At 63.3% G+C, this 26,792-nt stretch carries 19 protein-coding genes and 2 pseudogenes; 11 read left to right on the forward strand and 10 right to left on the reverse strand.

Features of this window, described 5'->3' with window-relative positions:
- Positions 1–51: 51 nt before the first annotated feature.
- From K6I40_RS26345 to K6I40_RS26355, 3 genes are all read right to left on the reverse strand, one after another.
- Positions 52–1,257 carry an orc1/cdc6 family replication initiation protein gene (locus K6I40_RS26345; RefSeq protein WP_222918350.1) on the reverse strand — a complete coding sequence of 402 codons (1,206 nt, stop codon included), beginning with the start codon at positions 1,255–1,257 and terminating at the stop codon, positions 52–54.
- A gap of 1,216 nt (positions 1,258–2,473) precedes the next feature.
- Positions 2,474–2,650 carry a hypothetical protein gene (locus tag K6I40_RS26350; RefSeq protein WP_222920483.1) on the reverse strand — a complete coding sequence of 59 codons (177 nt, stop codon included), beginning with the start codon at positions 2,648–2,650 and terminating at the stop codon, positions 2,474–2,476.
- 450 nt (positions 2,651–3,100) lie between these two features.
- A complete protein-coding gene (locus tag K6I40_RS26355; RefSeq protein ID WP_222918351.1) occupies positions 3,101–4,249 on the reverse strand; it encodes an iron transporter in 1,149 nt (382 codons plus the stop codon).
- Between the two features lie 130 nt (positions 4,250–4,379).
- On the opposite strand from K6I40_RS26355, the gene K6I40_RS26360 reads away from it, so the two are divergent.
- The 6 genes from K6I40_RS26360 to K6I40_RS26385 all read left to right on the forward strand — a co-directional run bounded on the left by K6I40_RS26360 (position 4,380) and on the right by K6I40_RS26385 (position 11,365).
- On the forward strand, positions 4,380–5,087 hold the full coding sequence (locus K6I40_RS26360; protein WP_222918352.1) for an SCO family protein: 708 nt from the start codon (positions 4,380–4,382) through the stop codon (positions 5,085–5,087).
- The gene (locus K6I40_RS26365) at positions 5,088–5,639 is read left to right on the forward strand and encodes a TlpA disulfide reductase family protein (RefSeq protein WP_222918353.1); all 552 of its coding nucleotides are present in this window, start codon (positions 5,088–5,090) and stop codon (positions 5,637–5,639) included.
- A gap of 1 nt (position 5,640) precedes the next feature.
- Positions 5,641–6,324 carry a cytochrome c biogenesis protein CcdA gene (locus K6I40_RS26370; protein ID WP_222918354.1) on the forward strand — a complete coding sequence of 228 codons (684 nt, stop codon included), beginning with the start codon at positions 5,641–5,643 and terminating at the stop codon, positions 6,322–6,324.
- A gap of 162 nt (positions 6,325–6,486) precedes the next feature.
- Positions 6,487–6,909, forward strand: a complete 423-nt coding sequence (locus tag K6I40_RS26375) for a universal stress protein (RefSeq protein ID WP_222918355.1) — start codon at positions 6,487–6,489, stop codon at positions 6,907–6,909.
- A gap of 205 nt (positions 6,910–7,114) precedes the next feature.
- On the forward strand, positions 7,115–10,354 hold the full coding sequence (locus K6I40_RS26380) for a bacterio-opsin activator domain-containing protein (RefSeq protein ID WP_222918356.1): 3,240 nt from the start codon (positions 7,115–7,117) through the stop codon (positions 10,352–10,354).
- A gap of 255 nt (positions 10,355–10,609) precedes the next feature.
- A complete protein-coding gene (locus tag K6I40_RS26385) occupies positions 10,610–11,365 on the forward strand; it encodes a helix-turn-helix domain-containing protein (protein WP_255681883.1) in 756 nt (251 codons plus the stop codon).
- A gap of 298 nt (positions 11,366–11,663) precedes the next feature.
- Here the strand turns inward: K6I40_RS26385 and K6I40_RS26390 are convergent, their stop codons facing one another.
- A complete protein-coding gene (locus K6I40_RS26390; protein ID WP_222918358.1) occupies positions 11,664–11,846 on the reverse strand; it encodes a DUF5786 family protein in 183 nt (60 codons plus the stop codon).
- A 487-nt stretch (positions 11,847–12,333) separates the two neighbouring features.
- Between K6I40_RS26390 and K6I40_RS28805 the strand changes: the two genes are divergently transcribed.
- The 3 genes from K6I40_RS28805 (at position 12,334) to K6I40_RS26400 (ending at position 15,528) form a co-directional block, all read left to right on the forward strand.
- Positions 12,334–12,465, forward strand: a complete 132-nt coding sequence (locus tag K6I40_RS28805) for a hypothetical protein (RefSeq protein ID WP_255681884.1) — start codon at positions 12,334–12,336, stop codon at positions 12,463–12,465.
- Between the two features lie 7 nt (positions 12,466–12,472).
- A complete protein-coding gene (gene glmS / locus K6I40_RS26395) occupies positions 12,473–14,284 on the forward strand; it encodes a glutamine--fructose-6-phosphate transaminase (isomerizing) (protein WP_222918359.1) in 1,812 nt (603 codons plus the stop codon).
- 1,037 nt (positions 14,285–15,321) lie between these two features.
- Positions 15,322–15,528 (forward strand): hypothetical protein, encoded by a 207-nt coding sequence (locus K6I40_RS26400; RefSeq protein ID WP_222918360.1) that lies wholly within the window; start codon positions 15,322–15,324, stop codon positions 15,526–15,528.
- 87 nt (positions 15,529–15,615) lie between these two features.
- Here K6I40_RS26400 and glmM read toward each other — a convergent pair whose 3' ends face one another.
- Positions 15,616–16,941 (reverse strand): phosphoglucosamine mutase, encoded by a 1,326-nt coding sequence (gene glmM / locus K6I40_RS26405; protein WP_222918361.1) that lies wholly within the window; start codon positions 16,939–16,941, stop codon positions 15,616–15,618.
- 386 nt (positions 16,942–17,327) lie between these two features.
- Between glmM and K6I40_RS26410 the strand changes: the two genes are divergently transcribed.
- Positions 17,328–17,645: a MarR family transcriptional regulator gene (locus K6I40_RS26410; protein WP_222918362.1), complete on the forward strand. Its 318-nt coding sequence runs from the start codon at positions 17,328–17,330 to the stop codon at positions 17,643–17,645.
- Between the two features lie 68 nt (positions 17,646–17,713).
- On the opposite strand, the gene K6I40_RS26415 is transcribed toward K6I40_RS26410, so the two are convergent.
- A complete protein-coding gene (locus K6I40_RS26415) occupies positions 17,714–18,724 on the reverse strand; it encodes a GNAT family N-acetyltransferase (RefSeq protein WP_222918363.1) in 1,011 nt (336 codons plus the stop codon).
- Positions 18,721–20,346: pseudogene (locus K6I40_RS26420) on the reverse strand (alkaline phosphatase family protein). Before K6I40_RS26420 ends, K6I40_RS26415 begins: the two are co-directional and overlap by 4 nt.
- A gap of 243 nt (positions 20,347–20,589) precedes the next feature.
- Between K6I40_RS26420 and K6I40_RS26425 the strand changes: the two are divergent.
- Positions 20,590–21,711: a DegT/DnrJ/EryC1/StrS family aminotransferase gene (locus K6I40_RS26425; RefSeq protein WP_222918364.1), complete on the forward strand. Its 1,122-nt coding sequence runs from the start codon at positions 20,590–20,592 to the stop codon at positions 21,709–21,711.
- A 47-nt stretch (positions 21,712–21,758) separates the two neighbouring features.
- Here the strand turns inward: K6I40_RS26425 and K6I40_RS26430 are convergent, their stop codons facing one another.
- The 3 genes and pseudogenes from K6I40_RS26430 to K6I40_RS26440 form a co-directional block, all read right to left on the reverse strand.
- Positions 21,759–23,495 (reverse strand): DUF87 domain-containing protein, encoded by a 1,737-nt coding sequence (locus K6I40_RS26430; RefSeq protein ID WP_222918365.1) that lies wholly within the window; start codon positions 23,493–23,495, stop codon positions 21,759–21,761.
- A gap of 159 nt (positions 23,496–23,654) precedes the next feature.
- Positions 23,655–25,585, reverse strand: a pseudogene (locus tag K6I40_RS26435) (DEAD/DEAH box helicase).
- An 84-nt stretch (positions 25,586–25,669) separates the two neighbouring features.
- Positions 25,670–26,713, reverse strand: a complete 1,044-nt coding sequence (locus tag K6I40_RS26440) for a PQQ-binding-like beta-propeller repeat protein (RefSeq protein ID WP_222918366.1) — start codon at positions 26,711–26,713, stop codon at positions 25,670–25,672.
- Positions 26,714–26,792: the final 79 nt, after the last annotated feature.

Here is a 26,792-nt window from a genome sequence, read left to right on the forward strand (position 1 = left end):
CGTCCGGCCGCTGTCAGTGATCGTCCGGCCGCTGTCAGTGCCGGCACACGGCTACGGCTCGTCGGTTTCGACGAGCACCGTTCGGACGACATCCGGGTCCTCGAGCAACTGGTGTTCGGTATAGCTTCCCTCCGCGCTCCCGCCGCTCCGGCGGGTCTGCTCCAGGATATCGAGGAAGGCGTGTTCTTTCAACAGATCACGGACCCGTCGCAGCGAGAGGGGTTCGGAGCTCTCCTGCCGACAGATCTCTTCGTAGACGTCGTAGATCTTCGTCGTTCGGAACCCGTCCTCGTCGGCCGTGTTGAGCGAGAGGACGGCAAGTGCCTGCAGGACGTATCGCGAGTGAGGCGTCGACCCGCGGATGAGTTCCCGAAATCGATCGGTTTCGGCTCGCTCTCGTGCCTGAACGACGAACTCTTCGCGAACCGTTTCGCTGCCCTTCGACTGGGCGATCTCGCCGGCGTATCGGAGGATATCGATCGCCTTCCGTGCGTCACCGTGTTCGCGGGCGGCCAGCGCCGCGGCTCGCGGAATGACTGAGTGCTCGAGGACGCCGTCCTTGAACGCGTCGCTGCGGGCCTGCATGATGTTCCGGAGCTGATTCGCGTCGTACGGCGGAAAGACGAACTCCCGTTCGCAGAGACTGGACTTAACCCGCTCGTCCAAGCGGTCCTTGTACTTGATCTTGTTACTGATCCCGATCACGCCGATCTTGCACGACTCGAGTTTGCCGGCCTCGCCCGCGCGAGAGAGTTGCATGAGAATGTCGTCGTCGTCGAGTTTGTCGACCTCGTCGAGGATCACGAGGACGACATCGTACTGGGAGTCAAGCACCGTCCAGAGCCGCTTATAGTATGTCGAGGTGCTGAGTCCCTTGTCAGGGATCCGGACGTCGGTGATTGCCGGCTCGTTCAGCGAGTGGGCGATCGTTTGGACGGCCTGGGTCTCCGTGTTGTCCTGTGCGCAATCAACGTAGGCGAACGCGGAGGTGACGTCCTCGTCCCCCGCGACACGGACGGCCCGTTCCGAGATGTACTTCGCACAGAGGGACTTGCCCGTCCCCGTCTTCCCGTAGATGAGGAGATTACTCGGACTCTGCCCGAAAATCGCGGGATTGACAGCGTTCGCGAGTTCCGAAATCTCATCGTCCCGGCCAACGATCCGGCCCTCCGCCGGGAGATGATTGATCTCGAGGAGCTCCTTGTTCTCGAAGATCGGGTCGTCGCGCGTGAACAGGTCGTCGCCGGAACTCGACATAGTCGAACACCGTGTTTCCGGTGAAATAGCCCTTCCGTTTGACATCGGAGACTTGAGTACGGAACGGGATTCGGTGGAACAGCCCTGAGAACCAGATATACAACGGATTCAGATTCGGCGCACGGGCTCGAGGCGGCCTACTCGATGAAGCGGTTCAATGATTTATCGGCCGCGAACACACACCGTGTTTCCGGTGAAACGGGGAGAAGCCGTGGGGACGGTCCAGTTGAAACGGGGGTTCCGTTCCCCGGAACCCTGATGTCTGCGAGGAGAGCGTCGCCAACGACCGACAACGAGGGCCGACGCTGACGACAATCGCTATATGACAATTGCAAGATGAGAAGCGAGTATCGTATCGTGCGTTGCCTTTCCGATCACTGGAAAACTATGAACTGATTCACTTGGTGGACTATACTCATATCTACTATTTATGTATTCCTATAACATATTGGCATGGCACTGAAATTCTCACCATAGTAGAGGAGAATACTACCACATCACATCATCGTCCACAGCAGGGACCGTCCTCGACGGCTTTCACCGGAAACATGGTGTGTGTCTGTATGAGCATTCGAGTCCGTCCCAGATGCGGGAACTCGAGTTCGCTCCAGTTGCGGGATCTCGATTGCTGTCGGCACGTGCTCCCGTTCTCTACTTGTTCCGGTGTCCAACGGATCAAGATATCTTGAGTAGCCCATTTTTCGGCCGCCATCGATCGATACCTTCAGTAATTCCGATGACTCCGTAATATTTCACCGGAAACACGGTGTGGGCCAAATCCAATGGAACTGTCCCCTGACGACCGAGTCGATCGCGATATTCGACAGCCGACATCGTTCGTAACTTCACCGGAAACACGGTGTGTCGAGTCGTTCCAGCCTCGATCGTCGTTGACTCTCCTATCGGGAATGTCTGGTGTTACCGAAAATCGGCTGATCGACCGTTCGTTCGCTCTCGGTTTCCGATGCGATTCACCGGAAACACGGTGTGTCTCCCCGTCCTGGCCCCCACATCGTGTCTCTGGCGATCGAATGAATTTCACCGGAAACACGGTGTGGGGCGGGTCCCAATACGTGTACTCCCTCGAGAAGGATGCCCGCGTCACCTCCACGGATCGGTTACCCGACGGTCCACGAATTCGTCGCTCGGTATTCAAATCGAATACTGCGCAGTCGGCCAGTCCATCAACTGGCCGATCCGTCAGTCGCAGTCGGTTTCAGTAATAGTAGAGTTCGAGTTCGTGACCGCAGTTCCGGCACCGGGTTTCTTTCCCCAGTAGCGGATTCGAATCGCTCTCCGGGTGGATCCCCGGCCCCGGCGGGACGGTCGCGTTGACCATCGTCTCGCATTCCGGGCAGCCGATATGCATATCTGCATGACCTGTACGGGACATCACTCGAGCGTAGTCGACGGCCCCAAATAGTTATCGGAGTCGTACGGAACCGCTGTCGCTCCCATCTGATCGTTCGATCGCTATAGAGTCGGATTTACGCCGCGAAACGACCGAAACGGGTGCGGAATTCCGTCGGCCGTTCGTCCGCCGATTCGACTCCGTTTGGATGTCGTTGGTAACCCGAAAGCCGTTGTTTCCGACCCGAGCTCGGTGACCGATCTCGGATGACTATCCCGACTCGCCGCAGACACGGTTCCAGCACCGGCATCTGCTCTCCCGGCAGTGGTCGACTGACTGACGGACCCATTGCCCGAGCGGTACCGTCAAAAGCACCGGTGTGCACCATCGCAGGTGAAAGGCCGAACAGTCCGTAATCTCGAAGCGGAGAAGCGATACAGTAACTAGTGATTCGGACTGCACAGTGTCTCGACTGCACAGCGCCTCCGACGACTAAACGGTGTACGTGATATCGTCGAACTCGAAAAACGCCGTCTCGTAGCCGTCGTGACGGGATACCTGTGTGGGCGAATTGACGGTAATCGTCACACGGTCGTCCGCTGCGAGATCGGCGATCTCGAGTCCGTAATGATGGCCGATCTCGCCGTCGAGCGTTTCTGCGAGTGCCCCCTCCTGGACGATGTCACCGTCGCGTTCGACGGCGACGGACAGGGACATCAGCGGGAGGATAATGTCGTTGTACGGCGTTCTGGGACAGACTGCCAGGTACGACTCCCCACCGGTGAACCGGTCGGCGTCGATCACGAACGCGGTGATCGCCGCGTCGCCGCTGCGCTCAGTTCCGAGTGACTCACCCGGAATGTCTGCGATCGGCGGCCCCTGTCCTGTCGGCGGTGGCCCGAGTTCACCGCCGTGGTCGCCGCTACCCTCACTGTGATCACCGTCGTGGTTACCGCTGCCCTCGCCGTGGTCCATCACCGATAAGGCGTCACGGTTCCCTCGCTTGCTCTCCTCGATCGTCTCGAAAGAGAGGTCGTTGACATCCGATCGGGCGTACTCGAAGTCGACCTCGAGCGAGGCCGCCGATTTAAACCGCCCCTCGAACGCGCCAGTTCGCTCGAGCGAAACAGGACCGGCCCGGATGCGGGCCGTGTACTCGCCTTCGCTGGGCAGCCGGACGTTGTCGCCGTAGTGAAATCCCATCCGCTGGGAGAGCATCGGCCACGGCGACGAGATGCCCGCATCGACCGGCGAGCCGTCCTGTAGGATCTCGACTTGCATGTCCACCGGAAGGACGGTGTGGGTTTCCCGGTCCCAGAGGGTGACCATGAGGTGGTGGCTGTCATCGGTGTTGACATCGACGAGCTGTTTCCCGTCGCTGGTGGCCTCAACGGTCCAAAACCGATGCGGAAAGGTATAGGAAATTGCGACGGCGTAGTCGCCGTCGGCTGCCATCCCGTAAGTTCCCATCTCCTCGCGCGAGGACGGGAGGTAGACGGCGTCGGGGCGGTTCTCGACGAGCGGCGGATTCGCCCACGCGGACTCTTCTTCGAACCCGAGTCGCTCGAGACAGCCGGCGGTTCCGACGGTCCCGACGGCTCCGATCGTGGCTGTTCCGCGGAGGAAACCCCGGCGATTCATTGGACAATCCTTGGGCACCGGCGACAAAACGCCTGTTGGTTCAGCAATCGAACGGGTAATCTGTGATCCCATTCAGATCTTCGGCAACCGAACCAACGAACCTTTGATCGGTCCATCCTACGGTTTACGTATGGACCGGCGAACATACCTCGGCGCAGCCGGAATTGGGGGACTTACCAGCGTTGCCGGCTGTCTCGGCGAGGCACTCGGCGGTGACGAAAAGAACGCGGGCCATCCTGACGCCGTTCTCGGCCCGCCAGAGACGGATCTCAGCGAGGCGACGCATCCGAGCTACGGCGACGAATACCCGGCGATCAGCGTGCCAGACCCCCTGTCGGGCGAGATGATCTCGACTGACCAGTTCGAGGGGGACCGCACCGTGTTGATGACCTTTCTCTATACGAGCTGTCCCGACGGGATGTGTCCCGCATTGACACTCCGGTTGCGACGTGCACAGGAGGCTGCCGCCGAGAACGGGTACGGTGACGAGGCCGCGTTCCTCGCGATGACGTTCGACCCCGAGCGGGATACCGAAGAGAAACTGCGTACCTTCGGCGAAGAACGAGGCGTCGATCTCGACGCCGGCAACTGGCACTTCCTGCGGCCCGAACGGTACGAGGACGCCCAATCGATTATTAGCGAGACGTACGGACTGCCAGAAGAGAGCCTCGAGAAACAGTACGAAAACGAGTACGAGAAACTCGAGTACACCTTCCCGCATCTCCCCTACATCTTCCTCGTAAACGACAAGGGGATCGTCGAACGTGTATACGCTAGGGGACACACAGTGGATATCCCACAGCTCGTCGACGACTTTGAAACGGTGGTGACAGGGTAGATGCGTCGGCGCGACGTCCTCGCTGGCGTCGGCAGCCTAGCCGTGATCGGGAGCGCAGGCGCAGTAGCGATACACGGGACGCCGTCGTTCGGCGGGGGACGCGACGGGAAACCGACCGCCGATCCTCACACGGTCGAGACGATCGCTGCTCAGGGCAGCGAGGCCGACGAGGTACGCGTCCCGGCGACCGATCGAGCGACGTTCGTCGATTTTTTCGGAACGTGGTGTACCCCCTGTTCCAAGCAGATGCCCGCCCTCGTCGAGGCCCACGAGCGTCTCGGCGACGACGTGTTGTTCATGTCGGTCACAAACGAGGATGTCGGGGGATCGGTGACGGAAGCCGAGGTCGTCGACTGGTGGGAAGATCACAACGGGAACTGGTCACTCGGAATCGATCCGACAGCCGAACTGAGCGCTGAGTACTCTATCCGCGGGGTTCCCTACGCCGTTGCAATCGACACTAACGGACGCATCCAATGGTCGGAGGGCGGTCGAAAGTCCGCGGACGAACTGGTCGACGGCATCGAACGCGCCCTCGAGAACGGGGACTGACATGGTCGACACGACGCTCGCCACCTCGATCGCGTTTGGGCTTACCTCGGGAATCGCGACCTTCTTTTCGCCGTGTTCCTATCCGCTCCTTCCAGGATACGTTGGCTTTTACGCCAGTCAGACCGACGGCGATCGCGCGTCGCTCGGCGGCGCGCTGAGCCGGGGGCTGGTCGCCGGTCTCGGCGTGTTGGTCACCTTCGGTGCATTACTCGGCGCGACGTTCTGGGTCGGCTACTCGACCCTGTCGAAGATCACGTGGTTCGAAGTCGTCGTCGGGCTCGTCCTGATCGCGTTCGGGTTCTTGATCGTCTTCGACCGCGCCCCGTCGGCGTCGATCGCACTCCCCAAACGCCGCTCGAGCGTCGTCGGGTTCGCGATCTTCGGCGTGGGCTACGCCCTGGCGGCGGCCGGCTGCGTCGCGCCGGTGTTTTTCGGCGTCGTCGGCCGTGCGCTCTCGGTACCCGCGACCTCGGCGGCGGTCCTCCTCGGGACGTACGTCGGGAGTTTCGTCGTCCTCATGGTCTCGCTGACCGTTGCGACGGGGATGGGGCTGGTCGCAAGCGCCGGTCAACTCGCGGCCTACACTGGCGTCCTGAAACGCGTTGCGGGTGCCGTCATGATCATTGCCGGGATCGGACAGCTCTATCTCGCGGTCGTTGTCCTCGATATCTTCGGTCTGTTCTGAATCGGGTCGCCCTTCCATCGACGACCGCAGCTCGAAACGGGCGTCGCGTAACAACACAGCGCGTCCGGACAGTCGTCACTCGAGCGGACGCCGAACCGGTATCCGGCAAGCAACGGCAGGTCCGGAACCTATCCCGCTGTCTCCCAAAGGTAGATGCAAGCGATGTACCAGGATTTGCTGCTCGCGACGGACGGGAGCGACGCCGCCCGTCGAGCGACCGATCACGGAGTCGAACTCGCGAGGGAACTCGATGCGACACTACACGTCCTGTCGGTCTCCGAAGACGGCCCGCAGGCCACGGAAAAACAGGACCGGTTACGGTCCGATCGGGAAGAAGAGGCCGCTTCGGCCGCCGAACACGCCAAAGAGGCAGCGGAGCGCGAGGGCGTCGACGTCACGACCGACATCCGTCACGGTGTCCCCCAGGAACAGATCGTCGACTTCGCAGAGACGAACCCGGTCGATATGATCATCGTCGGGACGGCCGGCCGGTCTGGGCTCGACCACCTGATCTCGGGCAGTGTCGCCGAGGAAATCGTTCGAAACGCACCGATTCCGGTTCTCACTGTTCGCGAACAGCCGTAATTGCGGTTCCGGTCGCTTCGACTCCTAGTCCTGTGCTACGCGTCGATACGAACCCGATACTTACCACGCGAGGGAGTGACTCGAGCCCTATCGTGGCCGCTCATCCCGCTCGTCCCCTCATCGATCTAGTGGCCAGTCGGCTGAACCGATATCTGGAGCGGGCAACACTAGCCTGGTCCACACTCCTCCCCGAAGGTGTCCTCGGATGAGTGACGGCACCACGACCGTCGTCAGCGACGCTCCGTGTGTCCTGGTCGTCGGTGACTCCGACCCCGCCGATGACGCGATGGACGCACTCGCTCCAGCGTTTGACGGCGGGTCGCTGCTCAGAGAACGAACGCTCGAGGGGGCGCTCGACCGACTCGCTACTCGAGAGATCCACTGTCTCGTCTGCCCGTTCGCGAGCGCAGACGACGGGTCATCGTCCGACTCGCCGCTCGAGGAGTTGGCGGCCCGAACCGGCGAACGACCGATCGTGGCTGTCGTCGACGATGAGGACGCTTCCCGAGCCCTCGAGGCCGGCGCGAGCGACGTCGTCGGCCGGAATGCGTCCGAAGCGGTGCTGACCGCTCGCGTCAGGAACGCCGCCGAGCGAGAGCGGTACCGGCTGGCGGCGGCGAACGCGGATCCGCGCCACCGGTCGATCCTCGAGCACGCCGCGGCGGTCGTCTGGGTGCTCGACGCTGACGGCGATATCGAGTACGCGAGCCCGGCCGTCGAGTCCAGACTGGGGTACACGCCGACGGAACTCGAGCGGACGACGATCACGCGACTCGTCCATCCGGACGATCGCGAGACGGTTCGCGAGACGATCGCCGCCGTCGCCGCTGCCCCGATCGGGACGACCGAACGGGTCACCGGTCGGCTGGGTCACGCCGACGGCACCTGGCAGGTCGCGGCACTGACTTGCACCAACCGATTCGAGGATCCGGCCGTCGAGGGGATCGTCGTCACGCGGACGAGTTCGCCCGTGACCGAGTCGGCTACCGATGACGGGGCTCGAGCGGGGGTCGACCGGCTCTCGGATGCGTTTTTCACGCTCGGTCCGCGGAGCGAGATCCGGTACGCGAATCCAGCGGCGATCCGGCTCGTTACCGACATCGCCGATCAGCCGATCGATGACGATGTCCCGACGGGGACGGTCGTCTGGGACCTGCTTCCCGACCGACTTGGCGAAGCGCTCGCCGACCGGATCCGCGAGGCAGAAACGACGGGATCGATCGTCGAGTTCGAGACGCCACTGCCCGATCGCGAGAGCCGACTATCCGTCTCCGTCCATCCCGGCGATGAGGGCGTCTCCGTGTATACGAGGGAGCGATCCCCCGATATCGAGGCTCCTGTGGCGTCGACGGATCGGGATCGCCTCGAACTCCTCGAGGCTGTCGTCGATACACTGGACGACGGCATCGTCGTCCTCGAGGGGTCGACGGTTCGGCTGGCGAACACGGCCCTGCTGGCGCTTTCGGAGGCGGACGCGCTCGTCGGTCGTGACCTCGCGGACTTGTTCGAGGATGACCTCGCCGCGACGATTCGAGAGCGAGCCCGATCGCCCGTCGTCAGGTGGATGGAGCCCGCGATGGGCGAGCTCGCGACTGACGCGGGCCGTCCCCGACCGGTCGACGTCTCCGTCGCACCGTTGCCCGATCCTGATCGAACGCTCTGTGTGGTCCGCGACAGGCGCGGCTCTCGGGCTGCCGCGTTGTCGACGATCCGGGAAACCGTCGCGGCCCTCCGCCGTGCCGAGACACCGGCTCCTGTTCGAGCGGCCGTCACCGGTGCCGTTCGCGAGTGTGCCGACGCCGACGTCGCCATTTGGTATCTCGTCGACGATGACCGCCTTCGTCCGGCGGCAGTAACGGCGGCAACGGGACGAGCACCCGAAAACGAGCAGGAAACGATCGAGCCGCCGGCGATCGACCTCGGCGACACCCCGCTGGCCGACGGCCTCGAGAGCGGCGAGCCGACCGTCTACGAGCGTGCGGCTCTCGACGATGGACTGGCCCGTCTCGGACTCCGGGCCGAACAGGCCCTGGCCGTCCCAATCGGGGATCACGGTCTCGTTCTCGCGACCAGTACGGAGCCGATGGCGTTCGACGGGCTGGACACGGACCCGATCGAAACCCTGTCGGACGCGGCCGTACTGACGCTCGAGGGGCTCGAGCGCGCCGATACCCTCCACACGAGTCAGCACGACCGGGAACGACTGCAAACCCGCGTGGAGCGAACGGAGCGGGTCTGTGACGCGGCACGGTCGCTACTGGACGCTTCGACGCGCGAAACGGTCGAACGACGGCTCTGTGAGGCGCTCGTCTCGTTGACTCCCCTCGAGTCGGCCAGCGGGCTCGAACTCGCCTGGGTTGGCCGCACGGACGACAGCGGTCAGCGGATCGTCCCCGAGGCGTGGGCCGGTCGCGACGGCGAGTTCCTCGAGTCGACTCAAGTCTCGCTCGACCGACACACCGAGTCGCCGACGGCGAACGCGGCGGCGACCCGCGAACCGGTCGTTCTCGAGGCTCTCGACACCACCGAAGCCGGTCGGACGGACGGTAGCGACGCGGAGCGAGCGTGGCGGCAGCACCTCCTCGAGCGGGGGTTTCAGTCCGCGCTGAGTCTCCCGCTCGAATCGGGCGCGCTTCGGTACGGAACGCTGACCGCGTACGCGGCACGGCCGTCGGCGTTCGACGATGCCACCCGCCGGGCTTGCGAACATCTCGCGACAGTCGCCAGCGAGGCGATCGGTGCGATCGAGACGAAACGCGCTCTCCTCGCCGATCGCGTCACCGAACTCGAGGTCGTCCTCCGAGACGAGTCGGAGCCACTCTCGTCGATCGCAGGGCAGCTGGACTGCCGAATCGACGTTCGGGCCGTGATCCCCCGATCGTCGGGCGGGTCGACGATGTTCTGTTCGGTCCCCAAGTCCGACGCGGACGCGATCCACGATAGCGTCGGGTCGCTTCCGGCGGTCGACTCGGTCTCGATCGTCGGCCGCGGGACCGACGAAACTGTCCTCGAGATCGGACTGGTTGACGCTACTGAGCCATCTATCGCGCGGACGATCGCGGACCACGGCGGCGTCCTCCGGTCGGTCACGCCGGTCGATGATCGGACCAGACTCGTGATCGACCTCGGGGAACCGGTCAGCGTCCGCTCGTTCCTCCACGCTCTCGAGGCGATTCACTCGGGAACGGAACTGGTCGCTCGCCGGGAGCGGGATCGACCGCCGCGTTCGACCCAGCCGTTCGATACCCTGGCCGAGACCGTATCGGAACGGCAGCGCCGGACGCTGGAGGCGGCCTACCACAGTGGTTTCTTCGAGTGGCCTCGCACGCACACCGGCGAGGAGGTCGCTGAGTCACTTGGCGTCTCGCAGCCGACGTTCAGCCGACATCTCCGGATTGCACAGCGCAAACTGTTCGCGTCGCTGTTCGACGAAGCCGAAGACTGAGACAGTAGTGTCTTCCGGACGGTTTCGATCAGTATAATGCTCTTACCAGGCCGTTTTGGGCCGGTAATTCGATCTTTCCATGCTGGCAGAAGACCCCAATAGGCTGATGGATGAATCAATATTGAGACCGAGACCGGCCGGGTTCCGTGTATAGCGTCCACGATCATGTACTCGGCTCCTAATGGGCTATTCAATGAGTGCGTTCGAGGTAAGTAGTAATTACGATGGTCGTCTCTCCGGATGGCGGATGGCCCTGTGAGCACCGATGCCGAGGATGCGGCCGATACTGAGGGCGCAACTACCGCCGACACCGGGCGTGTTTCCAGCGCCGATACTGATGACAACCAGCAAGGAATCCGATCCCAGGCCGAGGGCGGAATCATTGCCCAGCTCCGACTCGATCACTCGGCCCTGTTCCTGCGCCCGACCCTCCAGCACGCGCCGGATGTCACCGTCGAACCGGAGTACTGGACCACCGTCGAACCGGAACGGCCGTTCGTGTTCGTCACCGTCTACGGAAGCGAGTTCGAGACCTTCGACACCGCCCTCGAGGCCGATCCGACCGTCACCGATCCGGTGCTCGTCGATCGCTACCCCGATAGACGGGTCTACCGCGTGACGCTCACTGACCGTGCGGTTACGTTCACCGCCGAGACCGCCGCCGTCGGCGGTCGTCTGCTCGACCTCTCGAGTTCCCGTGATGGCTGGCTCGTCCAGCTTCGATTCCCCGACCGCGAGCGGCTCGTCGCGTTCAACGACTACTGTCGCGAGCGAGATATCTCGGTCACGGTCGATCACCTTCGGGTCTCCGACGACGAGGGAGACGGCGTCGTCGCCCTGACCGACAAACAACAGGAACTCCTCGCCGTCGCCTACGAGGAGGGCTACTTCGATGTGCCACGGGGCATCTCGCAGGACGAACTCGCGGATCGGCTCGACGTCTCGAAATCGGCGGTCTCCCAGCGACTGCGACGGGCGATCGGCGAACTCTGTGCCGCGACGCTCTCCTGACCGTGCGACCCTGCTCGTCTATCGATCACTCGCCGAGTAGCGACGACTACGCACCGGGTTCCGGCTGCCGGACGTGAGTCCCAGTCACTGAACGCCGAGTATCAGTCGCCGAACACCGAGGAGTGCGTTCTGATCGTGACTACTCCGTCGTGATTCGTCGTAGCTACCTAAACTTCAAGCGCGCGCGAAAAAGCAAATCTCCGACCGAGTCGAACCGCTTCGGGACGGGGCCGCCTCGAGATGTGTCGATCGAAGGTGGCCTCTCCGATCGACTTCGACCCCGAACTCGCGGGGTACCTTACTCCTCGGACTCGTCGTCTTTCATCGAGCCAAGCTGGTCGACCAGTTCGTCCGTCGAGACATCAGACTCGAATGACATTTCGCCCTGGTGGTCATTTTCGTGGACGTTGACTGCCTCTACGTCCTCGTCATCCGTCGTCTGCTCTTGTTGTTCGGATTCGTCGTAGCTACCAAAACCCATACGCATACATGCCGCCCCACTGCAAAAGGTGTGGCGGTTCATTCCACTGCCGGCAGTCAGCCGACAGCGACCCACGGAACTGCGCGGTCCGATCGGATGCAACTCGAGTCGTTCTGGAGAGCCAACGACCGCGCTCAGCATGGCGGCAACCAGTGTCGTTTGTTTCCCCTTCCTACCGATTGTTGACAGCCGATACCGATCGTCCGACGCACCATGCGAGAGCGACGATCGGCTGTTCGTTTACCATACTTTTCAGACAAACGCCACTCTCCCAGAAAACCGACGAGAGAGCAGCTCTCCTCGGATAGCTGTACGAAATAATCCCTTAATAGACAGTTCGGATACAATACTCGAAATCATTGTCATCGATAATCACTGCTCGAGTACCTGCAGACTACAGGGTTCAGTAGTCCGTCTATAGTAATGGGTTCGGGAGGGTTGGACTTCTCTCATGGTTGCGTACCGTCTACCGTCTCGATCAATTGCGATGGACCAGCAGGACACTACGTCGCATCTCCTGTTGATGTCGGAGGGGGACCGAGCCGACGGCGCGTCGTCCGTGGGAACTGATACCGTGACCGGGCCACACAAACGTATCGAACGGCCCGACGGTCGGTGAGCAACCGATGTGTGGTATCATCGGCCGCGTCGGCGACGGCAACGCACTCGAGCCGTTGCTAACGGGACTCGAGAACCTCGAGTATCGGGGCTACGACTCGGCCGGCGTCGCCGTTCAGAACGGATCAGGAATCAACATCGAGAAACGCTCCGGGCGGGTCGAGGAGCTCAAGGAGTCGATCGGTGACCCCCTGCAGGGAGAAGTCGGGATCGGCCACACCCGCTGGAGTACCCACGGGCCGCCGACCGACGCGAACGCCCATCCCCACACCGACGAAAGCGAAGACGTCGCGGTCGTCCACAACGGGATCATTGAGAACTACGCCGCGCTCAGGGACCGACTGGCGGCAAACGGCTACGAGTTCACGAGCGACACCGATACCGAAGTCATTCCGCATCTCGTCCAGTACTACCTCGATGCCGGCTTCGACAGCGAGGCGGCGTTCCGGCAGGCCATCGACGAACTCAAGGGGAGCTACGCCGTCACCGCGATGGTCTCGGGCGAGCACGTCCTCTACGCCGCACGACAGGGTTCGCCGCTCGTCGTCGGCATGGAGGACGGCGAGTACTTCCTTGCGAGCGACGTGCCGGCCTTCCTCGAGTACACGGACAGCGTGGTCTACCTCGAGGACGGCGACGTCGTCATCGTCGACGAGGACGGCGCCGAGTTCACGGACCTCGACGGGAACCCGGTCACACGAGCGTCCGAGACGGTCGAGTGGGATCCCGAACAGGCTGGCAAGGGCGAGTACGATCACTTCATGCTCAAGGAGATCACCGAGCAACCGACCTCGCTGGCACAGGCGATCGAAGGGCGGGTCGATCCGACGAACGGGCGGATCGCCCTGTCCGATTTCGAACCGGGCTCTTTCGACGACATCGATAGCGTCCAGTTTGTCGCCTGTGGCACCTCCTACCACGCCGCGCTCTACGGCTCGCTCACGCTGAATCAGGCCGGCGTGCAGTCGACCGCGCTTCTGGCCAACGAGTACAGCGTCTCGGCCCCGCCGATCGACGACGACACGCTGGTGATCGCGGTCACGCAGAGCGGTGAGACGGCCGACACGCTCAACGCGCTCCGGCAGGCCAAGGCCGAGGGCGCGGACACGCTGACGGTGACGAACGTCGTCGGGTCGACGGCCGCTCGCGAGGCGGACGACACCCTCTTCATCCGCGCCGGCCCGGAGATCGGCGTCGCCGCGACGAAGACGTTCTCCTCGCAGGCCGTCATGCTCACGCTGCTGGGCCAGCGCATCGCCGGCGACCTGCGGGGCGAGCCGCCAGCCGACCTCGAGACCCTCCTCTCGGAACTTGAGTCAATGCCGAGTCAGATCGACCACCTGCTCGCCGAGTCCGACGCCGAGGTGATCGCCGAGCGCTACAGCGAGAGCCAGTCGTACTTCTTCATCGGGCGCGGTCTCGGCTTCCCCGTGGCGCTCGAGGGCGCGCTGAAGTTCAAGGAGATTACCTACGAGCACGCCGAAGGGTTCGCCTCCGGAGAGCTCAAGCACGGCCCGCTGGCGCTGGTCACGCCCGAGACGCCCGTGTTCGCGATCTTCACTGGCCAGGAGGACGAGAAGACGCTGAAAAACGCCGAGGAGGCCCAGACCCGCGGCGCGCCCGTGATCGCGGTCTGTCCCGACGGGCATCCGGCCGTCGAGGCCGCCGACGAGCACCTCGCGATCCCCGAGACCGACCCCGACCTCGCTGGGCTGCTCGCGAACGTCCAGCTCCAGCTCGTCTCCTACTACGCCGCCGACCTCCTCGATCGACCGATCGACAAACCCCGAAACCTCGCCAAGAGCGTCACCGTCGAGTGACGTCGGTCGATCGTAGTCTCGATCTCTTTTGCCGGCCGCGAGTCTCGGTCAGTGACGCCGATAGCGTGCTCCGCTCGAGCTAGTCACTCTGTCGCTGGTTCGCGCACAAAAGACGGGGACGGTCTCACTTCCAGCGACGGCAGAGTCACGATAACGAACCGTCAGTACGGATGGACCAGTCGCTCTCCGTCTCTGCGCCGACTGCGGTGAGTCGGGACGACGATCGGACTCGAGTAGGGGTCATCGAAGCCGCAGGACCCGAGACCACCCCCGTAGCCCTGGTCCGCACGGCGTCGGTAACTCGACCCGTACTCGAACGATGTCGGAATCGAACGTGGAGGGTCACTGTGCGACCGAGTCGCGGTGATGGTATCACCGGACTCGTGGGTATCGACCGATACCCTCCAGTTAGGCTAGGAATTCCGCGTGATATAAAGGGCACACCTGATAGCTACGGGCAGCCCGTTCGATCGGTACCGGATCGTCGCTCGAGTGGACGTACACGACAGCGTCAGTCACAGTCGAGAATGAGCGACGGCGTCAGCATCGATGGAGCGAGAGTGACGCTGACCGGGAGCGGCACCGGCCGGTCGACAGTTGCATCGAATATTCATAATCGCGCGCGTCGTGACGAGTGCCGACGATGACTCCGTGGTCATTCGACGATGTCGGTGACACTGATGAGCGCGAGTCGTCCACTCGCTCGGTCTGACAGGTTTATTTCCTGACATATAACACCACCGTCGATAGTCCCCACGCTCGGGTCGACGGCCGTCTCGACACAGTGCGAGGTCGAGGGTCGCCGAACGAATCGCTCGTTCGAGGCCGCCGATTCTCCGGTCGGTATTCGGCGTCACGGCCGCATAATATCGTATTACTCGAGCGAAATATCCAATTTCCCGCGGACGGGGTGTCGACTCTCTCGATATCCGGAGTGTTTTTCTCACGGGCACATTTCGAACGAAAGCACCGACTAACAGCTATCCCGTCAATTATGCGGTCTATAGTAAATACTGTTCTGTCGGTACGGGCTGTTGATGTCGACGGATCAATCCGCGAAGTGGACGCCGATGTCGTCCCGATCGCAAACGAGTGCCCCTCGCTGTGTCAACTGTGGGAATCAGGTAACACGTCAGTTCGCCCGCGTGTTCGGTGATAATCGCGACGTCGTCCACGCCTGTCCCGACTGCGCGACGTACCGCGAGATGAAGACCTCCGATTTCATTCCCAAGGAAGCCAGATAACCGGTTCGTGACCGATCGGTCGTCTCGAGCACCGTCTGCATGTCTTCGTCCCACTGCAGAACGAATCAGGACAGTTCGTCTGTCTCGTCAGGCATCCACCGCAGCCGTCTCAGTAACAAGCCCCTGTGCAGTCTCAAACAGTGCTGCTGCGTCCGACGCCGACCGCGCCTCTGCGGTCACCCGGATCAGTGGCTGTGTCCCGCTGGCGCGAAGCAGGAACCAGCCGTCTTCGGTCTCCACTCTGACGCCGTCGAGCGTGTCAACCTCGTCGTATCGCGTTCCGACGCGGTCGGTCACGTCGGCCATAACCTTCGTTTTGTCCGTAACTTCGATAGACGTTCGCCGGATCGGGTATCGATCGATTCCATCAACGAGGTCAGATAGCGGCCCTCGTTCGGCGACGAGTGCGACCAGCTTGCAGGCCGCCAGCGGGCCGTCCGGGCAGCGCGTCTCCGCGGGCCAGATCCAGGCACCGCTCGGTTCGCCGCCGAAGACGACATCGGATTTGGTCGTCCGCTCCGCGACGTAGACGTCTCCGACCTGCGTCCGGGTCAACGACGCGCCGACACCGGCCAGTACGTCGTCGACGGCGAGACTGGTATCAACGGGAGCAGCGACGCGATCACCCTCGCCCGCCGCTTCCCGGGCGAAGAGGGCGAATAACGCGTCTTTCGGCACGAACGATCCCGTTTCGTCGACCGCCATCATCCGGTCGGCGTCGCCATCGTGTGCGACTCCCAGCTCGGCGTCGGTCTCCGCGACCAGCGTCGACAGAGTCTCGAGGGTCTCCTCGGTCGGCTCGCTGGGCCGCCCGGGGAACGAGCCGTCTTCCTGCCCGTTCAGCGTCTGAACCCGACAACCGAGATCGTCGAGGACCGCTGCCGTCACGCCGCCGGCACCGTTACCGATATCGACGACGACGCTCGGCGACCGCTCTAGGTCGACCGTGTCCCGGATCGATTCGGCGTGATGGTCCCGGACGCCCTTGCGCAGTGATCGATCGCCGACGCCGTCCCACTCGGCCAACGCGTAGTCGTCCTCGCGGAGCCACCGCTCGATCGCCTCGCGCTGGTCGGGGCCGAAGGCTTTCCCGGAGGGATTCCAGAGCTTGATTCCGTTGTCCGCTGCCGGATTGTGCGATGCCGTGACGACGACCCCCGCGTCGGCCTCGAGGTGGCTAATCGCTCGCGCGACCGTCGGCGTCGCCTCGACGCCGACCGTGATCACGTCCGCCCCGCACTCACGCAGCCCCGCGCTGACCGCGTCGACGAACATCGATCCGCTCTCACGGACGTCGCGACCGACGACGACGCGATCGTATCCCTCCGACGCGACCGCGCGCCCAACAGACAGTGCTAACTCCGCCGTCACCTCGCTCCCAACCCGTCCGCGAATGCCGCTAGTTCCGAACATACCCTCCCCTGAGGGCGTCGAGTGCCTTACTATGCACGTGTTAACGACGGCGACCGTACTGCTTCCGGTTCCGGTATCGTCGCTACGATGTCGTTTCGAGCGTCGTTCATCGATGGCCGCTCGTGGCGATCCGGATCGACCTGTGTAGCGATGACCACTCGTTAGTTCCTCCCTATATTTCTGAACCGTCAGTGTTGTATATATGGGCCGCGCCAGTACGCTCGAGTGAGAATGATACCGGCAGATCCTACCGTCGCCGGACGGACTCCGGTGGTCGACGGAATCGTGACGCGGCCCCGATCGACCGACGCAACGGGCGTTGATCGATCGTCGCCTCGAGTACTGTGCACTAATCGCACACGGACCGAACGCAGTGGTCGATACCGATGAGTACGACTGAACCGGACGCCGAAATTGACGGGACCGACGAGACCAGCGAGCGAGACGACACCAGCGAGCACACCGATAGCCGCGACGACCGGGACCGTGACAGTGTGCTCGCCGAACTCCCGCCCAGCGCGAAACTGGTCCACAAGGTCCTCGAGTACGAGGCACCGCTGACTCAGGAGGGAGTTGCGGCCGAGTCGAGGCTCTGTCCCCGGACCGTCCGCTACGCGCTGGGGAAACTCGAGGATCAGGAACTGGTCACCAGTCGCGTCTGTCTCGAGGACGCGCGTCAGTCGAAGTATCGGCTCCCGAAGTAGGGTACTCGTGACGAACGTCGGCATCGGACGGCGACGAACGGTCGACGGTCAGACGCTGACGGACTGCGCTACCGGTGTTTCTGATACCGATCGACGAGCAGGTCGATCCCGAACGAGCCGGCCGTGATCTCGTAGTGGGTCTCGAGACGCGGGTTGAACTTCGCTTTGTACCGGTTGATGCTCGGCACGCCGGCCCCGACGAGGTCGTACTCATCGATATCGCCGTGCAGGCCGTCGCGCATGACGTGCCAATCGAGCAGGTCGTTGATCGCGATATCGACATCGGCGTCCGGTTTGACACCGCCCTGCCACCGATACCGCGTCCGCTCGGACTCGACGACCAGAATGCCGCCGAGGAACTCGCTGTCGACGCGACAGACGTAGGGCCGAATCGCGCCGTCGGGGAGCGTCTCGTGCAGCGACTGTGCGAAGTCGGTGCTCAACTGGAACGGCTGGCCCTGGCTCTCGTAGCGTTCGCGGACTTTCTCGACGATGCGCGCGACGTCGTCATTGTCGCCCTCCTCGATCGTATAGCCGTCTTCGTCGGCGTTCCGGATGTTACTCCGCGCGTCGCTGCTGAACCGTTTCAGTAACTCCTCCTCGGTCCCCTCGAGATCGACGACGTACGTGTGGCCGGGTTCGACGTCGTACTCGTTCCAGACGAACGGCCGGATGTCGTCAAACTCCGCCGTGACGAACTTGCTGTACAGCGGCGAGATTTCGTCTTCGATCCACTCGAGACAGCCCTCGAGGAACCGCTTCGTCCGGCGGTCGGCCTTACGCTGTTTGAGTTTGTCGACGTTCAGCAGCGAGGGGCCGAGGTATGACGTCCACGAGTGGGGAGCCGGCGAGAAGGCACCGGTAACCGGCCCCCTCGTGTACTCGAAGACGGGAAAGACGCCGACCGGCTCCTGGCCCTTGAAGCCGGCGAGCAGGTGGGGTGTCGATCCGGTATCTTCGGCCTGCAACCGAAGCGCTTCGGCCCGGAAGAACGGGTTCGTTCCGTCGGAGCGTTCGACGTGGCGGTTCCACTCGTCCGCATCGGTTCGTGAATCGAGGACGCGTATTTCCACGCTCATAGATAGCCTAAGTCGGACAGTCGGTCTTCGACAGTCCCATCGTCGGTCGCTACGATCTGGTTCGGATCGTAGGCCGGGTACGTTCGCTCCGCGTTCCCGCCGATAATCGAGAGCGGGTCACCGTCCATCGCGGCGTCGACCGGGATGTCGAAGAGCGAACAGATCGTCGGTGCGACATCGAAGATCGTCGCTCCCTCGAGGGAGCGGACTCGTCGAACGCCGGCCCGGCAGCTGCGACGACGCCGGTTCGCTTGTGATTCCACGGCTCCATCGGTTCGCCGAACTGCGCCTTCCCGAGGCCAGCGTCGATCGCGGTGTCGAACTCTCTCGGAACCGTCACGACGTCGGGTGCCTCATCGACGTATGGGCCGTCGAAATAGGTCTCTCTCGGTTCGACCGCGTCGAACATCGGTTCGCCGTCCGGCGTTCGGACGTCCGACAGCGTCTCGATGAGTTCCTCGCGGACGCTCTCGTACTCCGCGGACGGCACCTGTCCGTTCGGTTCGCGGCCCGCGAGGTTGATCCGGACACCGAGTTCGCTCTTCGAGCGGACGTATGCTTTCGACGCCGGGAAGTCGACCTGTTCGCTCGCCGCTCGGATCGCGTCGTTCGGTACCCGTTTGCCGATCGGTTCTTTCAGGCCGACGTGATCGAGTGCACTCGCGACCCGCTGGGTCGTGAGCCCGACGTTCGCGGCGAGGTTCATCGCTCGCTCGAGCGGGCTCGGCGCGTGATCGCCGGCCTCGGTCCCTCGAGGAGATCGTTCTCCCAGGATTTCGACCAGTTGGGCATTCCGCCACCGCCGCTTCGAGCACGCACGTAGTTGCGCTCGCGAAGGAACTCATTGACCCGGAATTCGTCGCCGGTCACCGTCCCCATGCCGTGGTCGCTGACGACCAGGACGTTCTCCGGCTCGGTTCGCTCGATGGTCGCTTCGAGCTGTCGGTCGACCTCGCGGTAGACCGCCTCGATCGCCCGTTTGTCCCCAGGACGCTCGTGAAACACCGAGTCGGTCTGCTGGAACTGCAGGAAGCCGAAGTCGGGAGCCATTCGGCGACAGAGGTACCGGAACGCCTGCCCTCGGAGTTCGATCGTCCGTTCGTACCCCTCGATCGACCGGTCCGGTGCCGGCCCGCTCTGTGGATACACCCAGTACTCGCCACCGCAGGCGAGTTTCACGTCCTCGAGGATTCCCTCGGGATGGCAGCCCGGATCCTCGGGGGCAGTCAGTCCCGGAATCAACGCGCCATCGAACTCCCGGGCGGGATGGGTTACGGGCACGTTGACGACGACGCTCGAGAGCCCGTGCTCGCTCAGTAGCTCCCAGACCGGTCGCGCCCTGACGTGCGTCGCGTTGACGACGTCCCAGTCGTAGCCGTCGAACGAGAGGAAGTCGTAGACGCCGTGTTTTCCCGGATTCTTGCCAGTGTACAGCGATGGCCATGCGCTCGCCGTCCACGGCGGAATCTGGGACTCGAGTGGCCCCGCAGCCCCGCGATCGAACAGCCCCTGAGTGTGGGAAGTTCGCCCGACTCGAACAACGGCTCGAGCACCGGCCGACAGCCGGCGTCCAGCCCAACAACGAGCAGACGAAGGTCTTTGTCGTCGGTCGAACCTGCCATGGAGGCGTTGTCCGTTCGCCCGTGCTTTGTTATGCAACTACTGGCGTGCTGTAAGATCGTGCTGGGCGCTCTACGGTCAGAATAGTAGTTCAGGCAGCGTGACTGTCGTTCGCTGTCGATATCTGTAATACCCGATTGACCCGCCGATCGCGGGCTGTATCGCCCCTATCACTAAGGCCGCGCCCGTTTCCGTGTTACGTCGATGATCGTCTCTACTACTGACTTCCCACACCGCCGCTCTCTATGATCGATGCGACTCCCTCCGTGTTCGACGCGTCGCTCTCGAAGCCAGGGGCAGGAATCGACGCGTTCGTCGACCGACACGCCCCCGGCACCATGCACACGTACTACGGGTCCGGGAAAGTCGCGCTCCGGGACGGCCTTGCCGGACTCGTCGAACCCGGTGAGAACGTCGTCGTTCCCGCCTACCTCTCGCCCGCCGTCGTCGAACCGCTCCACGAACTCGGGCTCGAGTCGCGGTACTACGCCATCGAAGCGTCGCTCGCGCCGGACTTCGACGACCTCGAGGCGCGAATCGACGACGATACCGCCGCCGTCATGTCGGTCAACTACTTCGGCTTCCCCCAGCCCGGCCTTGATCGGATCGCCGCGCTGACCGACGAGTACGACTGCTACCACATCGACGACAACGCGCATTCACCGCTCAGCGTCCACGAGGGAACCCTGCTCGGAACGCACGGCGACCTCGGCATCACGACGTTGCGGAAACTGCTTCCGGTTCCCGACGGTGCCGTCCTCTACCGGACGGGCGAGACGGTCAACGAGTGGTTCTCTCCCTCGTCGCTGGCCGGCAGATCGGATCGCATCGCGACCACTGACTGCCGGTTCGTAGCCACCTCCGTCGCTGAAAGCGTCCTCCAGATCAGCCCGTCGCTGCATCGATCGGTCGAGGCGGTCCTCGCCGACGGGGCCGACGACTCCTCGTCCGTGGATCCCGTGAATCGATACGAAGCGGCCAAAGTTCCGATGTCGAAGTGTTCGGCGGTCGTCGCAGACGCCGCCGATCCGGACGCGATCCGAACCGTCCGCCGGGAGAATTTCCGGGTCTGGCAGCGCGTCCTGGACGACCGTGAGGACGTGACCCCGCTCTACGAGCACCTTCCAGCGGGAATCAGTCCGTACGAGTTCCCGGTCCGGGCGACCGATTCGGATTCGTTTCGCGCGGAACTCGGGAATCTGGGCGTCGTCGGTGCCCACTCCTGGCCGACCCTTCGCGAGGCCGTTCGCGAGGACGGAACCTACGAGACATCGGTCCGGCTCGCTGACAACCTCGTTGCACTCCCCGTCCACCAGGGAATCGAGCCGTCGGCCATCGAGGCGGTCGGCGATCGACTTCCAAAATGAGTCCGCTCCCTCCGCTTGTCTCGGTCCGATCGGGACCGCGTTCTCCGCTAGTCGTCCGTGGCCACGGCCGGCAGTTCCGACCGAACGTTGTCGGCCAGCACGTACGCCCGTTCGCCGGACCGCTCGAGCAACCCTTCCGTTCGGAGCTCCGAGACGAGACTCTGGACCGCGACTCTCGACCGATCGACCCGAGCGGCGACGGTCGCCGTCTCGAGCGACCCGTTTCGCGCGAACACGCCGAGAATCTTCTCGGCCGTTTCGGTCGAACACTGTGATCCATCACACGCGCGAGTAACCCGCTCGCTGATCCACGGGGTCTCGAGCAGTTCCGTCAGGTCGCGTTCCTCGTCCGCGACGACGAATCCCGGCTCGTCCGCGACGTCTGTTGCCGACTCCGCATCCTCGTCAACGGACGTATATCCGAACTCAATGTCGTCACCGCCGGCCTGGATGATCGACGATTCGTCGCCCGCGTCGCTTCCCTCGTCTCCGCTCGGCACATCGTCGGTCACCTGCTCGGTACGCTCCTCGCGTTGGAGGTCGCGGACGACCTCGCGCAACTGCTTGGTTTCGTTTCGGAGCCGATCGACTTCCGCCGCTCGATCCGCGAGTTGCTCCTCGAGGCTCTCGATGTGATCGTCGCGCGCGTCGAGGTCCTCTTGGAGGTCGTCTCGCTCGGCTTCGAGTTCTGCAATCTCCTCGTGGAGTCGGCGCAGGTCCTCGTCGGACCCCGGGAGCTCCGACTGGATCGTGTCCGTGTTCTGCAGAGCATCGGCCATCTGTCTGGCCGCACTCGAGACGTCCCGCGCCGAGGCGAGTTCGTCCTCCAGCGTCTCGATCCGTTTCTCCCGTTTCTCGAGTTCGTTCTCGAGTTCGTTGATCCGGTCCTGTTCGCGCTCCTTGCGCTCGGAGATGTCCTGGAGGTCGCCGACTAGGGCATCGGAGACGGACTTGAGCTCGGGGCGTTCGAAGTCGTCGAGACCGGGTGTCGCCCCGGCGTCGAAGGTCCGCTTCCGGCGGAACTGGATCTTCCGGACGTCAACTTCGGTCCAGTCCGTCTGGACGAACGCCTGCCCGTCGCCGAGATCCGAGACGAGTTCCGAGTACTCGGTGTCGATGATCCGGCCAACGACCTTCGTATCGTTGTCCCAGGTCAGCCGGTGCCAGACCAGCCAGTTCGCCTGCGTGATGAAGTCTTTCTTGACGTCGGCCGGCCGCTGGCTGATGCCGACGATGCCCAGCCCGTGTTTGCGGCCGCGCTTGCTGATCTTGATCAGCAGGTTCCCGGTCTCGCCGACGCCACCACCCTCCGGAATGTACTCGTGGACCTCCTCGACGACCAGCAGGAACGGCTTCTTTAATTTCTTCTCCTTGATAAAGAGCTGGCGAGCGATCTTCCGCAGGAGTTCGTCCGCCACGTCCTCGTCGAGATACCCCGAGACGTCGAGGATGACCGGCACGTTCTCCTCGAGGGCCAGCGTCGCCATCTGTTCGGCGTGTTCCGGCCCGATCTGGATGTCACACTCCTCGTCGGCTCCGGCGTGGAGCATCTCATACTCCTCTTTCAGCCCGTAGTACTCTCCGTCCGTGTCGACGATGAGGAGTGGATAGCCAGCCTCGAGCAGTTCCTCGGCGATCACCGACGCGGTGTTCGACTTCCCCGACCCGGACTTGCCGGTGACGAACCCGCGGCCAGTAAGGAGTTCGACGACGGGTAGCCTCAGGTCCGCGCCGTCGTCCGTTTCACCGACGAGAATCTGACGCTGCTGGGACTGGTCGCTCACCGACTCCCCACCCCGATGGTGCGCGGCTCGTTCATACTATCAGTACAGTCCGAATACGCGACCTTCAATATTGGCCTCGTGCCTGCGTTCGATTTCGGTCCGAAACCACCGATCCGCCGTGATGGGGGATTCTGGGGGTCCGTCTCCCCTCGAGTCCGATCAGTCCTCGCCGCGGTCGACCGCCTGCTCGCGGATCGTCATTCCTTTGCGGCCCAGATGCTGGAGCTGTTTCCGGGCGAAGTCTTCTTCGCGCGTGCCTCGCGTCGCGAGCACGTAGACGAGCGCGCCGCCCGCGGGCCGCATCGTTCGGCCGGCTCGCTGCGTGCCCTGCCGGCGGGACCCGCCCAGCCCGGAGGCGACGATCGCTAGATCGGCCGTCGGCAGGTCGATCCCCTCGTCGCCGACTCGGGAAATGAGCAACAGGTCGCGTTCGTTGCGCCGGAACTCGTCGAGTAGTCGCCGGCGCTCGTGGTGGGGCGTCTCCCCGCTGAGGAAGGGCACGTCGAGCGCTTCGGATAGCTCCCGGCCCTGCTCTAAGTAGTCGACGAAGACGAGTGCCTTCGAGTCGGGGTGGGCCGACAGCAGGTACCGAACTTCGTCGATCTTGCCCCGGTTGCGCGCGGCGATCCGGTACTTCTCCTGGCCGTCGGCCGAGCCGTAGGCATTCGCTTGTTCATCGTCGCCCCACGGCACGTAACGGATCTCGAGTTCGGGTTCGGCGACGTGGCCTGCGTCGAACAGCGCCTCCCAGTCGGTGCCGATCGGCGGCCCGACGAGGGTGAAAATCTCCTTCTGGCGGTCATCTTCCCGAATGGGACTGGCAGAGAGCCCGAGTCGGTGTTTGGACTGGAGATGCGTGCTGCGCCGGTAGACGTCCGAGGGGACGTGCTGACATTCGTCGAAAATAACGAGCCCCACTCGCGGTCGTCGAACAGCGAGCGGTGGCGGTCCATCCCCGCGATCTGGTAGGTCGCGATCGTCACTGGCCGCACCTCCTTCCGGCCGCCGTGGTACTGCCCGATCTGGTGGGGCTCGAGCGAGGTGTACTCGACAATCGTATCGGCCCACTGCTGTGCGAGATCGCGGCTCGGCACGAGCACGAGTGTTTCGCCGTCGACGTGGGCCATCGCACCCATCGCGGCTACCGTCTTCCCACTTCCGGGTGGGCCGACGAAGACGCCCTCGCCGGCCTCGGCGAAGTGATCGACCCAGGTCCGCTGGTAGTCCCGCAGTCGAACCTCGAGATCGATCGGCAGTTCCTCGCCGGACTCGAGTTCGCGATGATCCTGGACCGGATAGCCGGCCTCGTAGAGGATACGCTTGATTGCGGCCTCCGAGCCCTCCTGAACCCAGTCTTCGGTTTCGGAAATCGGCGCATGGACGTGTTCCTCGTCGAGCTTCTGGCGGGCGACGTTACCCATGATCTCCGGGCTCTGGGCCTCGAGAACGGTGTAGCCGTCCTCGTGCGTCGCCAGCCGGAACTGGTGGGCGCGATCCCACTGGCTCTCGACCCAGTCCTCGAGTTTCTCGGCGCGCTGGCCGAGTGCCTGCCGCATCGTCCGGGCGAGGTCTTCGAACGAGTCGTGTGGCGTCCCCCAGACGTCCTCCGGCCGGACGACGTAGCGATAGCCCTGCTCGCCGTTCCCGTCCGCGAGGTGGGCAAACTGGGAGAGCTGTGCGCGGGTGAACTGGTCCGGTCGATCGACGATGATCTCGCGCTGTTTGGGGAAGACAATCACCCGCTCGCGATCGGTCAGATCCTCGAGTTCGGTGGGGTACCAGACCACGGGATCCGTCGAGACGGCGTGGCGCTCGAGGCCCCCGCGCTCGGCGAGTTCCTCGAGGTGTTCATTCGCTTCCTCGTGGGGCATCTCAAGCGCGCGGGAGACGGCCGCGGCGGTGAGCACTGGCCGCCCCTCGTGCTGGCTGGCGTCGTGGAAGTCGGCGATGGTGAACTCGTCGGCGTCGTCGGTCGCGTCGGCGTCGTTCTCGTCGGAGGTCGCGTCGGCGTCGGCCGTCTCCCCGTCGCTCGAGTCGTGGGGATCGCTTCGCTGTTCGTCGGAGGGCGGCGAAGAACGTTCGTCGGTCACTGGCATGTCGTAGCGGCGGGGCTAATAAACCGATTTCGCTCGGGGGACGGACTCGAGCGGTCTCCCTCGATCGATAGCCCTCGATCAGGGCGGTCGCTCGATGGCGTAGACGTAGCCATCGTTACTGCCGAAGTAGATCGTGTCGTCGGTGACGATGGGAGTCGAGTGGACTGCGTTGCCGGTTCGGTACGTCCACAGTTGATCGCCCGTCGATGCGTCGAACGCGCGGAGATGTCCTCGGAGGTCCCCGACGAAGACAGTTCCGTCGACGACTATCGGATCGCAGTTGATCGTCCCGATCGGTTTGTCGCTCGTCCAGCGAATATCTCCTGTCTCCGTCTCGAGCGCGTAGAACGTCCTGCCGTACGTCCCAAAGTAGACGGTACCATCGGAGATAGCCGGAGAGGAATTGATTCCCCCGTCGACCTCTCGTGACCAGACGAGACTTCCGTCATGGCGATTTACTGCGTAGAAATGTTTGTCAGCCGAACCGAAGAGGATGCGGTCACCGTCGACAGCAGCGTCGACTGACACGTAGTCACCTGTACCGTACTTCCAGATGAACGTGCCGTCGTCCGCATTGAGCGCAGAAAGCGAGTTGGCTCTACTCCCGATGTAGACCGTTCCGTCGTGTATCGTCGGTCTGGAGACGATGCCGTCTCCCGTTTGATACGACCACTGCTCTACCGCTGTCTCCGTATCCACAGCGTACACGTTCCCATCGTAACTTCCAATGTACACTATTCCGTTCACTACTGTTGGCGTCGATCCGATGCTGTCATCTGCCCGAAACTGCCATCGTTCACGGCCGTCGATGTCGATAGCGTAGAGCCCCTCGCCTTCACTGCCGGTATAGAGTACCTTCTCGTGGACTGTCGAGGCGGACCAGATCTGATCGCCAGTATCGAACTTCCAGTTGAGAGATCCCCTCGCCGGATTGAGCGACCGAAGATACCCGTCGTGACTGCCGACGTAGAGATGTCCGTCACTGAGAACTGGCGATGCGGATACGCGGCCGTCGGTTTCGTATCGCCACCTGAGCCGTTCCCGGTCGAGTTCCCACTCGTCGGATTCGCCGTTGAAGCTCACGCAGCCGGCGCTGGCGGTGACGATAGGAGGAAGTGCCAAAGTGCTTCACGCCGGTATTTAGACATAGTCAGTGTATGTTTTCTGACTGGTGCGGAAATACCTTCGTACAGTCTCTTTC

It is taken from the genome of Natrinema sp. SYSU A 869, assembly GCF_019879105.1.
In the GTDB taxonomy this organism is placed as follows: domain Archaea; phylum Halobacteriota; class Halobacteria; order Halobacteriales; family Natrialbaceae; genus Natrinema.